The organism is Streptomyces sp. NPDC006294 (assembly GCF_042870895.1).
Taxonomy (GTDB): Bacteria; Actinomycetota; Actinomycetes; order Streptomycetales; family Streptomycetaceae; genus Streptomyces.
Window position 1 is genome coordinate 11803 of record NZ_JBIAHV010000010.1, and the last position, 13810, is coordinate 25612.

The following is a 13810-nucleotide window of genomic DNA, read 5'->3' on the forward strand; positions in this document are numbered from 1 at the left end:
ATGCGAAGGGGGCTGCGCCACGCGAAGAGGACTGCGCCACGCGCACGTCGGGGCATGTGCGCAAGGAAGAACTGCACGTAAGAGCGGGATAAAAGTTGAGCGGCCTCGACTCAGCTCTGTTGACTCCGGGAAACGAGTGATGCATCCTTGAGCCAGTTCCACTCAAGTCAGTCGTTGGAGGAATCGAAATGGCACGTGCGGTCGGCATCGACCTGGGCACGACGAACTCCGTCGTCAGCGTTCTGGAGGGCGGCGAGCCCACCGTCATCACCAACGCCGAGGGTGCCAGGACCACGCCGTCCGTCGTCGCCTTCGCGAAGAACGGTGAAGTGCTGGTCGGCGAGGTGGCCAAGCGCCAGGCGGTCACGAACGTCGATCGGACCATCCGGTCCGTCAAGCGTCACATGGGCACGGACTGGAAGATCGAGCTCGACGGAAAGAACTTCAACCCGCAGCAGATGAGCGCGTTCATCCTGCAGAAGCTGAAGCGCGACGCGGAGTCGTACCTCGGCGAGAAGGTCACCGACGCGGTGATCACCGTCCCGGCGTACTTCAACGACTCGGAGCGCCAGGCCACCAAGGAGGCCGGTGAGATCGCCGGTCTGAACGTGCTGCGCATCGTCAACGAGCCCACCGCGGCCGCTCTGGCGTACGGCCTGGACAAGGACGACCAGACGATCCTCGTCTTCGACCTCGGCGGCGGCACCTTCGACGTCTCGCTGCTGGAGATCGGCGACGGCGTCGTCGAGGTGAAGGCCACCAACGGCGACAACCACCTCGGTGGTGACGACTGGGACCAGCGCGTCGTCGACTACCTGGTCAAGCAGTTCCACTCCGGGCACGGCGTGGACCTGGCCAAGGACAAGATGGCGCTCCAGCGTCTGCGCGAGGCCGCGGAGAAGGCCAAGATCGAGCTGTCCTCGTCCACCGAGACCTCGATCAACCTGCCGTACATCACGGCCTCCGCCGAGGGCCCGCTGCACCTGGACGAGAAGCTCACCCGCGCCCAGTTCCAGCAGCTGACGTCGGACCTGCTCGAGCGCTGCAAGACCCCGTTCCACAACGTCATCAAGGACGCCGGCATCCAGCTGTCCGAGATCGACCACGTGGTCCTGGTCGGCGGCTCGACCCGGATGCCCGCCGTCGCCGAGCTCGTCAAGGAGCTGACCGGCGGCCAGGACGCCAACAAGGGCGTCAACCCGGACGAGGTCGTGGCCATCGGCGCCGCGCTCCAGGCCGGTGTGCTCAAGGGTGAGGTCAAGGACGTCCTGCTCCTCGACGTGACTCCGCTGTCCCTCGGTATCGAGACCAAGGGCGGCATCATGACCAAGCTCATCGAGCGCAACACCACGATCCCGACCAAGCGGTCCGAGATCTTCACGACGGCCGAGGACAACCAGCCGTCCGTGCAGATCCAGGTCTACCAGGGCGAGCGCGAGATCGCGGCGTACAACAAGAAGCTCGGGATGTTCGAGCTGACCGGTCTGCCGCCGGCCCCCCGCGGCGTCCCGCAGATCGAGGTCGCCTTCGACATCGACGCCAACGGCATCATGCACGTGACCGCGAAGGACCTGGGCACGGGCAAGGAGCAGAAGATGACCGTCACCGGCGGCTCCTCGCTGCCGAAGGACGAGGTCGACCGGATGCGCCAGGAGGCCGAGCAGTACGCGGACGAGGACCACCGCCGCCGCGAGGCCGCCGAGTCCCGCAACCAGGGCGAGCAGCTGGTCTACCAGACCGAGAAGTTCCTCACGGACAACGAGGACAAGGTCCCCGGCGAGGTCAAGACCGAGGTCGAGACCGCGCTCAGCGAGCTGAAGGAGAAGCTCAAGGGCGAGGACTCCGCCGAGATCCGCACCGCCACGGAGAAGGTCGCCGCGGTCAGCCAGAAGCTCGGCCAGGCGATGTACGCCAACGCCGCGCCCGAGGGCGGCGCCGCCGGCGCCGAGGGCCAGGCCGGACCCGCCGCCGACGACGACGTGGTCGACGCCGAGATCGTCGACGAGGACAAGCCGAAGAAGGACGGTGCCGCGTGACGGAGGAGACCCCGGGTTTCGAGGAGAAGCCTGACGTCCCCTCCGGCGCCACCCCTGACGACGCCGCCGAGACCGCCGAGGCCTCCGAGCAGGAGACCCCGGCGGCCCCGGAAGGGGACGCAGCACAGACCGTCGGCCTGACGGCCCAGCTGGACCAGGTCCGTACCGCTCTGAACGAGCGGACGGCCGACCTCCAGCGGCTCCAGGCCGAGTACCAGAACTACCGCCGGCGCGTGGAGCGCGACAGGGTCACGGTCAAGGAGATCGCCACCGCGGCGCTCCTGACCGAGCTGCTGCCCGTGCTCGACGACATCGGCCGCGCCCGGGAGCACGGGGAGCTGGTGGGCGGGTTCAAGTCGGTGGCCGAGTCCCTCGAGACGGCCGCCGCCAAGATGGGCCTGCAGCAGTTCGGCAAGGAGGGCGAGCCCTTCGACCCGACGATCCACGAAGCCCTGATGCATTCGTACGCGCCGGACGTCACAGCGACGACGTGCGTCGCGATCCTGCAGCCCGGGTACCGCATCGGCGAGCGAACGATTCGCCCGGCGCGGGTCGCGGTCGCCGAACCCCAGCCGGGTGCGGCTCCCGCGGCGCAGAAGGAAGAGAAGCCGGCCGACGAGGAGAGCGGTGGGCCCGAGGAGGGTGCGTGACCGGGCTCCGCGTGGATGAGCGAGCGGCGTCCGGCGCGTGCAGATGCGAGGCGGAGGAGGGAGACATGGCGAGGCCATGGCGACCGACGACATCGCAGCGGATGCGCGTGCCGGGGGTCGCGAGCCCACGCGGAGCAGGGGCAGGCACCCTGCGGGCCGACGCAGGAAACGTCCGGGAGGAGGGACGCCGATGAGCACGAAGGACTTCGTCGAGAAGGACTACTACAAGGTCCTCGGCGTCCCCAAGGACGCCACAGAGGCCGAGATCAAGAAGGCGTACCGGAAGCTCGCCCGCGAGTTCCACCCGGACGCCAACAAGGGCGACGCCAAGGCCGAGGAGCGCTTCAAGGAGATCTCCGAGGCCAACGACATCCTCGGTGACGCCAAGCGGCGCAAGGAGTACGACGACGCCCGCGCCCTGTTCGGCAACGGCGGCTTCCGGGCTCCGGGCTCCGGCGGTCCCGGCGGCAGCTTCAACTTCGACCTGGGCGACCTCTTCGGAGGTCCCCAGGGCGGGGGCCAGAGCGGCGCGGGCGGCTTCGGAGGCGGCCTCGGGGACGTGTTCGGCGGCCTGTTCAACCGTGGTCCCGGTCCGGGCACGCGGACGCAGCCGCGCCGCGGCCAGGACATCGAGTCCGAGGTGACGCTCAGCTTCACCGAGGCGGTCGACGGGGCGACGGTCCCGCTGCGGATGTCCAGCTCCGCCGCGTGCAAGGCGTGCTCCGGCACCGGCGACAAGAACGGCACGCCCAGGGTGTGCCCGACCTGCGTCGGCACCGGTCAGGTCTCGCGCGGCGGCAGCGGCTCGTTCTCGCTGACCGACCCGTGCGTGGACTGCAAGGGCCGGGGCCTGATCGCCGAGACCCCCTGCGACGTCTGCAAGGGCAGCGGCCGGGCCCGCAGCTCCCGCACCATGCAGGTCCGCATCCCGGCGGGCGTGTCCGACGGGCAGCGCATCCGGCTGCGCGGCAAGGGCGCGCCGGGCGAGCGCGGCGGCCCGGCGGGCGATCTGTACGTGGTCGTGCATGTCGACGCCCACCCGGTGTTCGGCCGCAAGGACGACAACCTGACCGTGACCGTGCCCGTCACCTTCTCGGAGGCGGCGCTCGGCGGCGAGGTCAGGGTGCCCACGCTGGGCGGTCCGCCGGTGACGCTGAAGCTGCCGGCCGGGACGCCGGGCGGACGCACCATGCGCGCCCGCGGCAAGGGCGCGGTCCGCAAGGACGGCACCCGCGGCGACCTGCTCGTCACCGTCGAGGTCGCCGTGCCGCAGGAGCTCAGCGACAAGGCGAAGGAAGCGCTGGAGGCCTACCGCGAAGCCACCGCGGACGAGGATCCGCGAACGGAGCTGTTCCAGGCCGCGAAGGGAGCTTGATATGGACCGGTCGGGGCGCAGTCGCAACCCTTACGAGCTGACCGACGAGTCGCCGGTGTACGTCATCTCGGTCGCCGCACAGCTGTCGGGTCTGCATCCGCAGACCCTGCGGCAGTACGACCGGCTGGGGCTCGTCTCCCCCGACCGCACGGCCGGCCGGGGCCGGCGCTACTCGGCCCGTGACATCGAGCTGCTGCGCACCGTCCAGCAGCTGTCGCAGGACGAGGGCATCAACCTGGCCGGCATCAAGCGGATCATCGAACTGGAGAACCAGGTCGCCGCCCTCCAGCAGCGGGTCGCCGAGCTGTCGGCGGCCCTGGACGGCGCGGCCGCGGCGATGCAGCAGCGCGAGGCCCAGGTGCACGCCTCGTACCGGCGCGACCTCGTGCCGTACCAGGACGTGCAGCAGGCGAGCGCGCTCGTCGTGTGGCGGCCGGGGCGCGCCGACTGACCGGCGAACCGCACGGCCGGCGGGCCGGGAGAGCGACCGCTCTCCCGGCCCGCCGCCGTATGCGGCCGACAGGTCACGCAGTCAGGCCGTGCCGGTGTCGTCGCCGAGGATTCCGGACTGAGCGATCAGATAACCGAGTTGGGCGCGGCTCCCGCTGCCCAGCGTGGCGTTCAGCTTCGCGATGTGGGCCCGGCAGGTGCGTACGTTCATGCCCAGGCGGCGGGCGATGGAGTCGTCGACGTGCCCCTCGACGAGGAGCTTGGCGATGGAGCGCTGGACGCTGGTGATGCCGTCCAGCTCGGGCGCGTACGACAGTTGCTCCTCCCAGGGGGTGGCGTGGAGCCAGAACTGCTCGAAGACGCCCACCAGATAGGTCACCAGCCCCTCGTGGCGCAGTTCCAGAGCGACCTGCCGGTCGCTGCGGGCCGGGACGAAGGCGACCTTGCGGTCGACGATGATCAGACGGTCGATGATCTCCTCGAGGGTGCGGACCTCGACGCCGTACGGGCTGACGCGTTCGACGTACGCGAGGGTGGACGGGTGGTGGCGGGCCGTGTGCTGGTACAGCGTGCGCATCTTCACGCCGTTCTTGAGCAGCGGCTCCGCGCGGCGCAGACCGTGCTCCAGCGTGTCCGGACGGCGCCCGCTGCCGGGCTGGACCGTGAGCAGTTCCTCTGAGCACTCGGCGGTGACCCGGTCGAGAGCTGCGTTGATGATGCCGAGTCCCTCGAGCACGGTGATCGCGTGCCTGGTCGACAGATCCTGCGCCGTCATGGTCATGAACGGCTCGAATGTGCCGGCGATCGACATGGCGAGCTGCCGGCGTTCTTGGATCTCCCGCTCGATGGGGTATATCAGCTGGTTGAGTGCGAGCGACGGTGGAACGGGGCGGAGCCACTGGGCGTCGTCCGGATCGGGACGCAGCAGGGAGAGATCGAGCAGACAGGGTGCGTCCGCGGCCTCCGCCCGGGAGACCTGGCCGCTGCGCAGAGCCGTTGCGTAGAGATTCTTCCCTGCTTCGCACAGTTCGGCACCACTGTGCTTATGCCCGATGTTGTCCTGGTTCGGCGACATTTGACACCCCCTCAGGGTCCTGAATTACAGGAACATGATGCCTGTGGTCGCTGGTGGAAGTATTCGGCGTGAGACATCGTCTTAGACGCGGGGGGAGGGTATTGAACAGAATGGGGTGGAGATCCTCCATGAACAGGACGGTTCGCATACTTTGCGCACTTGCTGCCGGCGCAGCCGCGTTCAGCGTCACTGCGATCAGCGGTGAGCCGACTTGGGAGTCCGAGCCGGCGCACGCGGTCGTCGCGGGTGAGCCGACGTGGGAGTCCGGGACGGCCCACGCGGTCGTCGCGGGTGAGCCGACGTGGGAGTCCGGGCCGGAGGGTGCGGTGATCACGAGTAAGGACGAACTGACGTGGGAGACCGCTCCCGTGGACGCGGATCCGGGCGCATGACCATCCCTCCGGATGATCGTGTCTTCCGGCGCGAGATGGCGACGGCCTACCGGTCCGGGTGGCATTTCATCGACCTCGTCACGGCGATTCCGCACCGTGGCGACTCGTTGATGGTCACCCTGTTCGGTGAGCCGATCGTCGTCGCCCGCGAGGAGGACGAGGACGTCCGCGCCTACCGCTGTCTCCGCCGGCCGAGAGGGGCTCCGCAGCCCGTCCGCTGTGCCATCCGGTACGGCATGATTTTTGTCAATCTCGACCAGCGTGACCACCAGCTGGCCGAGCCCGACACCACCGCCACCCCCCGCAGTGCCTGAGCGATTCCCCCGTCGTTTCAAATCGCCCAGGCGCTTCCCCCACACAACGGCGCCATCGTGGACCTGAAACACGATGGCGCCGTTGTGCTGCCCGGAACACTTCTCCGGGCGCCGGCCGGTTATGCCCGGCCCATCGCGCGCGTGAGCGCGATCTCGATGACGACCCGGTCCGGATTGGGCGTCGGTGTGCGCCCGTACCGCTCCGCGTAACGGCCTACCGCGTCCGCCACGGCCTCCGCCTCCGTGCGGATCGTCGCGACGCCCTCGAGCGTCGCCCAGCGGCCCTTGTCCACCTGGCAGACCGCCACCCGTGCCCCCTCCGGGCCGGCGGCCAGGATGTTGGCGACCTTTCGGCTGTGCTTGTTGGTGATCACCCTGGCCGCGCCGCCCGCCGGATCGTAGGTGACCCCCACCGCGACGACGTGCGGAGTGCCGTCCGGGCGCAGGGTCGTCAGGGTGCACATATGGCGGTCCCGCCAGAAGCTGAGGTAGGACGCGTCGGGGTTGCGTGGGTCGATGGCCATGGGGCGGAACCTACCCGGACGGCAGTGGGCCCTGTCCCCCAGCACCCTGAGTGGAATAGACTCAACTTTGTGCACGTTGACTGAGTCAGCATTGACGCCCAGGCGTCGACGACCAGTACGTACGGCACCGAAGAAGTGCATCAGCGAGGAGGAGAGACCGGACGTGGACGCCGAGCTGACCAACAAGAGCCGGGACGCGCTCAACGCCGCGACCAGCCGGGCCGTGTCCGACGGGCACCCCGACCTGACCCCGGCACATCTGCTCCTCGCCCTCCTCGAGGGCCAGGACAACGAGAACATCACCGACCTGCTGGCCGCCGTCGAGGCGGACCAGGCCGCCGTGCGGTCCGGGGCCGAGCGCGTCCTCGCGTCGCTGCCCAGCGTCACCGGCTCCACGGTCGCCCCGCCGCAGCCCAACCGGGAGCTGCTCGCCGTCGTCTCCGACGCCTCGCAGCGCGCCAAGGAGCTCGGGGACGACTACATCTCCACCGAGCATCTGCTCATCGGGATCGCGGCGAAGGGCGGCGCCGCCGGCCAGGTGCTGGACCAGCAGGGCGCCGGTGCCAAGAAACTGCTGGACGCGTTCGAGAAAGTCAGGGGAGGACGCCGGGTGACCACACCCGACCCGGAGGGTCAGTACAAGGCGCTGGAGAAGTTCGGCACGGACCTCACCGCCGCCGCCCGCGAGGGCAGGCTCGACCCGGTCATCGGCCGGGACCAGGAGATCCGCCGCGTCGTGCAGGTGCTGTCGCGGCGCACGAAGAACAACCCGGTGCTCATCGGCGAGCCCGGCGTCGGCAAGACCGCCGTCGTCGAGGGCCTCGCCCAGCGCATCGTCAAGGGTGACGTCCCCGAGTCGCTGCGCAACAAGCGGCTGGTCTCGCTCGACCTCGGCGCGATGGTCGCGGGCGCCAAGTACCGCGGCGAGTTCGAAGAGCGGCTGAAGACCGTGCTGTCCGAGATCAAGGGCAGCGACGGGCAGATCATCACCTTCATCGACGAGCTGCACACCGTCGTCGGCGCCGGCGCCGGCGGCGACTCCGCCATGGACGCGGGCAACATGCTCAAGCCGATGCTGGCCCGCGGCGAGCTGCGGATGGTCGGCGCGACGACGCTCGACGAGTACCGCGAGCGGATCGAGAAGGACCCGGCCCTCGAACGCCGCTTCCAGCAGGTGATGGTCGCGGAGCCGACCGTCGAGGACACCATCGCGATCCTGCGCGGCCTCAAGGGGCGCTACGAGGCGCACCACAAGGTGCAGATCAACGACAGCGCGCTCGTCGCCGCCGCCACCCTCTCCGACCGGTACATCACGTCCCGCTTCCTGCCGGACAAAGCCATCGACCTCGTCGACGAGTCGGCGTCCCGGCTGCGCATGGAGATCGACTCCTCGCCCGTCGAGATCGACGAGCTGCAGCGCGCCGTCGACCGGCTGCGGATGGAGGAGCTGGCGCTCAGGAACGAGTCGGACCCCGCCTCCAAGGAGCGCCTGGAGAAGCTGCGCCGGGACCTCGCCGACAAGGAGGAGGAACTGCGCGGCCTGACCGCCCGCTGGGAGAAGGAGAAGCAGGGCCTCAACCGCCTCGGTGAGCTGAAGGAACGTCTCGACGACCTGCGCGGCCAGGCCGAACGGGCCCAGCGCGACGGCGACTTCGACACCGCCTCCAAGCTGCTGTACGGGGAGATCCCCGGCCTGGAGCGGGAGCTGGAGGAGGCCGCGCAGGCCGAGGCCGAGCAGGAGGCGTCGAAGACTGCGGACACCAAACGAACCATGGTCAAGGAGGAGGTCGGCCCCGACGACATCGCCGACGTGGTCGGCTCCTGGACCGGCGTCCCGGCCGGGCGCCTCCTCGAGGGCGAGACGCAGAAACTGCTGCGCATGGAGCAGGAGCTGGGCCGACGGCTGATCGGGCAGACCGAGGCCGTCCAGGCGGTCTCCGACGCCGTACGCAGGACCCGGGCCGGGATCGCCGACCCGGACCGGCCCACCGGCTCGTTCCTCTTCCTCGGCCCGACCGGCGTCGGCAAGACCGAGCTGGCGAAGGCGCTGGCGGACTTCCTCTTCGACGACGAGCGGGCGATGGTCCGCATCGACATGTCGGAGTACGGCGAGAAGCACAGCGTCGCCCGCCTCGTCGGCGCGCCTCCCGGCTACGTCGGCTACGAGGAGGGCGGCCAGCTCACCGAGGCCGTGCGGCGCCGCCCGTACAGCGTGGTGCTGCTGGACGAGGTGGAGAAGGCCCACCCCGAGGTCTTCGACATCCTGCTCCAGGTCCTCGACGACGGTCGGCTCACCGACGGCCAGGGGCGGACGGTGGACTTCCGCAACACCATCCTGATCCTGACGTCCAACCTCGGCAGCCAGTACCTCGTCGAGCCGCTGACGAGCGAGGAGGAGAAGAAGCAGCAGGTCCTCGAGGTCGTGCGGGCCTCCTTCAAGCCGGAGTTCCTGAACCGGCTCGACGACCTGGTGGTCTTCTCCGCCCTGTCCAGGGACGAGCTGGCGCACATCGCGGAGCTGCAGATCGGCCGGCTGGCCCGGCGGCTGGCGGACCGCCGGCTGACGCTCGACGTCACGCCGGAGGCGCTCGCCTGGCTCGCCGACGAGGGCAACGACCCGGCGTACGGTGCGCGCCCGCTGCGCCGGCTGATCCAGACGGCGATCGGCGACCGCCTCGCCAAGGAGATCCTGGCGGGCGAGGTCAAGGACGGCGACACCGTACGGGTGGACCGTTTCGAGGACGGTCTGATCGTCGGCGCGGTGCAGTAGCGGGGCGCGCGGCCGGGCCGCCCGGCCGGGCGGCCCGGCCGCGGACGGTTTCAGACCGTGAAGGCGAAGAGACGGACGAGGGCGGTGTCCGCGTCCTCGTTCGTCACCGTCACGTCGACCGCGGCCGCCCCGCCCGGCGGGGCGGGCGTCGGCGCGGGCCCGGACGGCGCGGTCGCGGCGGGGCCGTCGGTCGGCGCGGGCTGCTCCGGCGTCGCGTCGTCGGCGGGGATCGGGTCCGCCCCGGCGCCGTACTGGACGTTCAGGCACAGGTCGGCGTCGCAGAACTGCGGGTCCTTCGGCTCCACTCCCGGATAGTGCCGCCCCAGCCAGCCGGCCACCTCGGCGCGGGGCATCCGGAAGCGTGCCTCGTAATGGGTGTCCAGCCAGGACGCCGTCGTGCACTGCGCGTCCTCGGCGTGCTCCGGCAGGGCGGCCCCGGCGAAGGAGACCGCCTCCTCGCAGGCCACCTCCTGGGATCGGCCGGACTCACTGAGCGTGTACGCGCCCCACAGCAGCCACACCACCGGCACGGCGACCACGGCCACCAGCAGCGCTGCCCCCGCGATCCACCACCCGTGTCGGCGCCGCCCCGCCGGCGAGGACCGCCCGTCCGCTCCGGCCGGCCCGCCCTTCTCGTCCCGCCCCGTGCCCTTCATGCCGGGATCTTGTCAGCCCGCAGCGGATCGCGGGCGGCGGGGCTTGCCACCCCCCGCCGGGGATGGGAGAGGATGGCGGCATCCGTACGAAGGGAAATACACGGTGACCATCGATCCGTCCTCGATTCCGAATTTCGGGGGCCAGCCCAAGCCTCAGGCCGCAGGACCGGCGGGCCCCGTCGTTCCCGACCAGGATCTCGTCAAGCAGCTCCTCGACCAGATGGAGCTGAAGTACGTCGTCGACGACGAGGGTGACCTCGCCGCGCCGTGGGAGGACTTCCGCACGTACTTCATGTTCCGCGGCGAGGACGAGCAGCAGGTGTTCTCGGTGCGGACGTTCTACGACCGTCCGCACGCGGTCACGGAAAAGGCCAAGATCCTCGACGCGATCGACGACTGGAACCGCCGCACGCTGTGGCCGAAGGTCTACACGCACCTGCACGAGGAGGAGGGTGCGGAGCTTCCGACGATCCGGCTCATCGGCGAGGCCCAGATGCTGATCGGCACGGGTGTGAGCCTTGAGCACTTCGTGTCGTCCACGGTCAGCTGGGTGCGCGCGTCGATCGAGTTCGACAAGTGGCTCGCGGAGCAGTTCGGCCTGACCGTCCAGGAGGAGGAGAAGCCCGCCGACGACGCCTGACGCGTCGGCCCGGCTCCACGGCCCGGCCGGCCCCCGATCCTCATGATCGCGGGCCGGCCGGGCCGCTTCGTCTCCCGGTGCCGCCGTGCCGCCGCGGGACGCCCGGCCCCACTTCCCTCGTCCGACCCGTCGCCGCCCTGGCCCCGGCTGATCGCCGGTACGGACGCCGCGGTGGGGCGGCGGCCGGCATCGAGGCGGGACCGGTGCGCATCCGCGCCCGGCCGGGCGCGGATCTCCTCGTCGGGGTCGGTGACCCGTCCCAGGACCTTCCGGCCCTGCGGGCCGTGCCGCTGGTGATGGCGGCGCCCCCCACGTTCCGGAGAGAGCGGCATGGCGCGCCTTCTGCCCTGGACGCCGTGAGGTCAGGACGTCATGCTTCGCAGCCGGCCGGCCGCCTCCTGGAGGACGTCGTCCCGCTTGCAGAAGGCGAAGCGGACCTGGCTGCGTCCGGCGTCGGGGTCGTCGTAGAAGACGGAGTTGGGGACGGCGACGACGCCGCAGCGTTCGGGGAGGGCGCGGCAGAAGGCGTGGGCGTCCTTCTCGCCGAAGGGGGTGATGTCGGTGGTGATGAAGTACGTGCCCTGGGGCCGGTAGACCTCGAACCCGGCTGCCCGCAGGCCGTCGCCGAGCAGGTCGCGCTTGCGGTGGAGGTCGGCGCGGAAGTCGTCGAAGTACGTGTCCGGCAGCCGGAGAGCCTCGGCGACCGCGTACTGGAACGGGCCCGCGCTGACGTACGTCAGGTACTGCTTGGCCGTCCGGACGGCGGAGACGAGCGGGCCGTTCGCCGTCACCCAGCCGACCTTCCATCCGGTGAAGGAGAACGTCTTGCCGGCCGACGAGATGGTGACCGTGCGTTCGCGCATCCCGGGCAGGGCCGCGATGGGGCGGTGCACGCCCTCGTACACCAGGTGCTCGTACACCTCGTCGGTGACGACGATCAGGTCGTGTTCGACGGCGAGTGCGGCGATGGCGCTCTGCTCTTCGGCGGTGAGGACCATCCCGGTCGGGTTGTGCGGGGTGTTGAGGAGAAGCAGGCGGGTCCGCGGGGTGATCCTGGCGCGCAGCTCGTCGAGGTCCGGGCGGAAGGACGGCGCTCGCAGCGTGACCGGGACGCGCTGCGCGCCGGCCATGGCGATGCATGCGGCGTAGGAGTCGTAGAAGGGCTCGAACGCGATGACCTCGTCGCCCGGCTCCAGCAGCGCCAGCATGGCGGCGGCGATGGCCTCGGTGGCGCCGGCGGTGACCAGGACCTCGGTGTCGGGGTCGAAGGAGAGGTCGTAGAAGCGCTGCTGGTGCTCCGCGACCGCCTGGCGCAGCTCCGGAACGCCGGGGCCGGGCGGGTACTGGTTGCCGCGCCCGTCCCGCAGCGCCCGTACGGCCGCTTCCCTGACCTCCTCGGGGCCGTCGGTGTCGGGGAAGCCCTGGCCGAGGTTGATCGAGCCGGTGCGCAGGGCCAGCGCCGACATCTCGGCGAAGATCGTGGTGCCGAACCCCGCCAGTCTGCGGTTGAGCAGCGGTCGTGGGCCCTCGTCGCGTGCCGTCCAGTCCGTCGTCATGGCGGCCATCCTGCGCGGAACCTCTGGAGTTGCTCAAGTCTGCTTTGGCTCCGCGCGCCCGGGGGCATCCCTCTGCCACGCGGACAGCCGGTCCTGACATCACAGGAAGCGGTCACGCGGCGTCGTGGGGGTCTCCCCCCAGAGCCTTCGGCCTGGGCGGCGCCCCCGTCGGGGGAACGAGGAGGACGGTGGGAATGATGGCTGCTTTCGCGATGGTGCTCGTACTGGTCGGCGTGGTCTTCGCGGTGTCGATGTCCAGGCGCGGCAATCCCCGCCGCCGCCGTGGAGGGTCCGGCGGCAGCTGGTGGGCCGGGGGCGGCGACTCGGGCGGATCGTCGTGCGGGGGTTCGTCGTCCTGCGGCAGCGGCAGCTCGTCCTGCGGTGGCGGTGGCGGTGGTGGTGGAGGAGGATGCGGCGGAGGCAGCTGACAGGGGCGGCCGACCTGGTGCATGCGTCCGGCGGATGGGCTGTCGGCTCAACGTCCGCTGGACGCAAGGCTGTTGGGAGATTGACCGGTCGTGGTGTTGACTTCGGGCTTTCGCACCCCGCTGAACAGTTGAACCGCACTGCCCCCGAGGGGATGGAAACCACGTCAAGTTGGGTAAAAACGCTGTGGGCGTTGCCCAGTTCGTGATTTTCTCGCTGTCGGAACCTGTTGGATTCATTCAGCCATCGGACCTTACGTGGACCGGAGCAGGCCACCCCCATATGCCGGCGTTCCCTGCTCGGAGCGTCCTGGTCCACGCGTCCACCCCGCCGAAGCGCGTTTGCGGAGCCGACATGCTCACGACCATCGATACCGCCTATACCGACACCCGCGCCGACGACCTCGCCTGGGCCCTGGGGCGGGAACCCCTGCCCGCCCTGGCCGTACTCGACCTCGAACTCTCGGGAGCGCACGTGCAGTTGCGTCTCCTCGGCGCGTCCCACCAGGTGCTGCTCGAGGAGGAGCGGGGCACGTGTTCGGAGACCGTCGCCTGCATCCCGGGCAGCAGCACCCCCCTGCCACTGGGCGTCGCCAAGCGGCTCGGTGTATGGGAGTACGAGTTCGCCGCACGCGTCGAGACGCTCTCGCAGCGCTCGTTCGCGGGCCGGGCCCAGGAGCTGCTGGCCCTGGTGGCCGATCATCCGCACGGTCTCGCCGGTACGTTCCCCGGGTCCCCCCACGCGTTCACCGCGATGGTGGCGCAGAGCGACGAGGGCCAGGTCCGCTGGCGCACCTGGCACGCCTACCCGCAGGAGGGCCGGCTCGTGGTCACTCGTACGCGTGTCGGTGTCATGCCCCAGGCGGTGCAGGGTGCGCCGTCCCGGCGCCGTGCCGAGCGCCGTCCGAAGCGTCATCCGGAGCCTTCCGCACCGTAGTTGACGCGTG

General features: G+C 70.3%; 13 protein-coding genes. 9 read left to right on the top strand and 4 right to left on the bottom strand.

Annotated features, from left to right (window positions below; translation table 11 throughout):
- The first annotated feature begins 188 nt into the window (after positions 1-188).
- From dnaK to ACFYOP_RS19065, 4 genes are all read left to right on the top strand, one after another.
- The gene (gene dnaK / locus ACFYOP_RS19050) at positions 189-2036 is read left to right on the top strand and encodes a molecular chaperone DnaK (protein WP_356899402.1); all 1848 of its coding nucleotides are present in this window, start codon (positions 189-191) and stop codon (positions 2034-2036) included.
- Positions 2033-2686: a nucleotide exchange factor GrpE gene (grpE, locus tag ACFYOP_RS19055; RefSeq protein WP_356899401.1), complete on the top strand. Its 654-nt coding sequence runs from the start codon at positions 2033-2035 to the stop codon at positions 2684-2686. Before dnaK ends, grpE begins: the two co-directional genes overlap by 4 nt.
- A gap of 190 nt (positions 2687-2876) precedes the next feature.
- Complete coding sequence (dnaJ, locus tag ACFYOP_RS19060) at positions 2877-4061, top strand: molecular chaperone DnaJ (RefSeq protein ID WP_356899400.1); 1185 nt, start codon at positions 2877-2879, stop codon at positions 4059-4061.
- A 1-nt stretch (position 4062) separates the two neighbouring features.
- Entirely contained in the window at positions 4063-4512 is a 450-nt protein-coding gene (locus tag ACFYOP_RS19065; RefSeq protein WP_356899399.1) for a heat shock protein transcriptional repressor HspR, read from the top strand.
- Between the two features lie 81 nt (positions 4513-4593).
- On the opposite strand, the gene ACFYOP_RS19070 is transcribed toward ACFYOP_RS19065, so the two are convergent.
- Positions 4594-5586: a helix-turn-helix transcriptional regulator gene (locus tag ACFYOP_RS19070; RefSeq protein WP_356899398.1), complete on the bottom strand. Its 993-nt coding sequence runs from the start codon at positions 5584-5586 to the stop codon at positions 4594-4596.
- 128 nt (positions 5587-5714) lie between these two features.
- Here ACFYOP_RS19070 and ACFYOP_RS19075 point away from each other — a divergent pair, with 128 nt between their 5' ends.
- Together ACFYOP_RS19075 and ACFYOP_RS19080 are read left to right on the top strand one after the other, a co-directional pair.
- On the top strand, positions 5715-5978 hold the full coding sequence (locus tag ACFYOP_RS19075; protein WP_356899397.1) for a hypothetical protein: 264 nt from the start codon (positions 5715-5717) through the stop codon (positions 5976-5978).
- On the top strand, positions 5975-6292 hold the full coding sequence (locus tag ACFYOP_RS19080; RefSeq protein WP_100108277.1) for a (2Fe-2S)-binding protein: 318 nt from the start codon (positions 5975-5977) through the stop codon (positions 6290-6292). The genes ACFYOP_RS19075 and ACFYOP_RS19080 overlap by 4 nt, the downstream gene beginning before the upstream one ends.
- 119 nt (positions 6293-6411) lie before the next feature.
- Here ACFYOP_RS19080 and ACFYOP_RS19085 read toward each other — a convergent pair whose 3' ends face one another.
- Complete coding sequence (locus ACFYOP_RS19085) at positions 6412-6816, bottom strand: TIGR03618 family F420-dependent PPOX class oxidoreductase (RefSeq protein ID WP_356899396.1); 405 nt, start codon at positions 6814-6816, stop codon at positions 6412-6414.
- Between the two features lie 163 nt (positions 6817-6979).
- Here ACFYOP_RS19085 and clpB point away from each other — a divergent pair, with 163 nt between their 5' ends.
- Entirely contained in the window at positions 6980-9586 is a 2607-nt protein-coding gene (clpB, locus tag ACFYOP_RS19090; protein ID WP_356899395.1) for an ATP-dependent chaperone ClpB, read from the top strand.
- Positions 9587-9636: 50 nt separating this feature from the next.
- Here the strand turns inward: clpB and ACFYOP_RS19095 are convergent, their stop codons facing one another.
- Positions 9637-10242 (bottom strand): hypothetical protein, encoded by a 606-nt coding sequence (locus ACFYOP_RS19095; protein ID WP_356899394.1) that lies wholly within the window; start codon positions 10240-10242, stop codon positions 9637-9639.
- 103 nt (positions 10243-10345) lie between these two features.
- Here ACFYOP_RS19095 and ACFYOP_RS19100 point away from each other — a divergent pair, with 103 nt between their 5' ends.
- Positions 10346-10882, top strand: a complete 537-nt coding sequence (locus ACFYOP_RS19100; protein WP_356899393.1) for a YbjN domain-containing protein — start codon at positions 10346-10348, stop codon at positions 10880-10882.
- A 362-nt stretch (positions 10883-11244) separates the two neighbouring features.
- Here the strand turns inward: ACFYOP_RS19100 and ACFYOP_RS19105 are convergent, their stop codons facing one another.
- Complete coding sequence (locus tag ACFYOP_RS19105) at positions 11245-12438, bottom strand: pyridoxal phosphate-dependent aminotransferase (RefSeq protein ID WP_356899392.1); 1194 nt, start codon at positions 12436-12438, stop codon at positions 11245-11247.
- Between the two features lie 780 nt (positions 12439-13218).
- On the opposite strand from ACFYOP_RS19105, the gene ACFYOP_RS19110 reads away from it, so the two are divergent.
- The gene (locus ACFYOP_RS19110; protein WP_356899391.1) at positions 13219-13800 is read left to right on the top strand and encodes a DUF2617 family protein; all 582 of its coding nucleotides are present in this window, start codon (positions 13219-13221) and stop codon (positions 13798-13800) included.
- The last annotated feature ends 10 nt before the right edge of the window (positions 13801-13810 follow it).

Coding starts and splice junctions, on each gene's coding strand:
- dnaK (WP_356899402.1), top strand. CDS start 189: ATGGCACGTGCGGTCGGCATCGACCTGGGCACGACGAACTCCGTCGTC.
- ACFYOP_RS19110 (WP_356899391.1), top strand. CDS start 13,219: ATGCTCACGACCATCGATACCGCCTATACCGACACCCGCGCCGACGAC.
- ACFYOP_RS19075 (WP_356899397.1), top strand. CDS start 5,715: ATGAACAGGACGGTTCGCATACTTTGCGCACTTGCTGCCGGCGCAGCC.
- ACFYOP_RS19105 (WP_356899392.1), bottom strand. CDS start 12,438: ATGACGACGGACTGGACGGCACGCGACGAGGGCCCACGACCGCTGCTC.
- ACFYOP_RS19065 (WP_356899399.1), top strand. CDS start 4,063: ATGGACCGGTCGGGGCGCAGTCGCAACCCTTACGAGCTGACCGACGAG.
- dnaJ (WP_356899400.1), top strand. CDS start 2,877: ATGAGCACGAAGGACTTCGTCGAGAAGGACTACTACAAGGTCCTCGGC.
- ACFYOP_RS19070 (WP_356899398.1), bottom strand. CDS start 5,586: ATGTCGCCGAACCAGGACAACATCGGGCATAAGCACAGTGGTGCCGAA.
- ACFYOP_RS19085 (WP_356899396.1), bottom strand. CDS start 6,816: ATGGCCATCGACCCACGCAACCCCGACGCGTCCTACCTCAGCTTCTGG.
- ACFYOP_RS19095 (WP_356899394.1), bottom strand. CDS start 10,242: ATGAAGGGCACGGGGCGGGACGAGAAGGGCGGGCCGGCCGGAGCGGAC.
- ACFYOP_RS19080 (WP_100108277.1), top strand. CDS start 5,975: ATGACCATCCCTCCGGATGATCGTGTCTTCCGGCGCGAGATGGCGACG.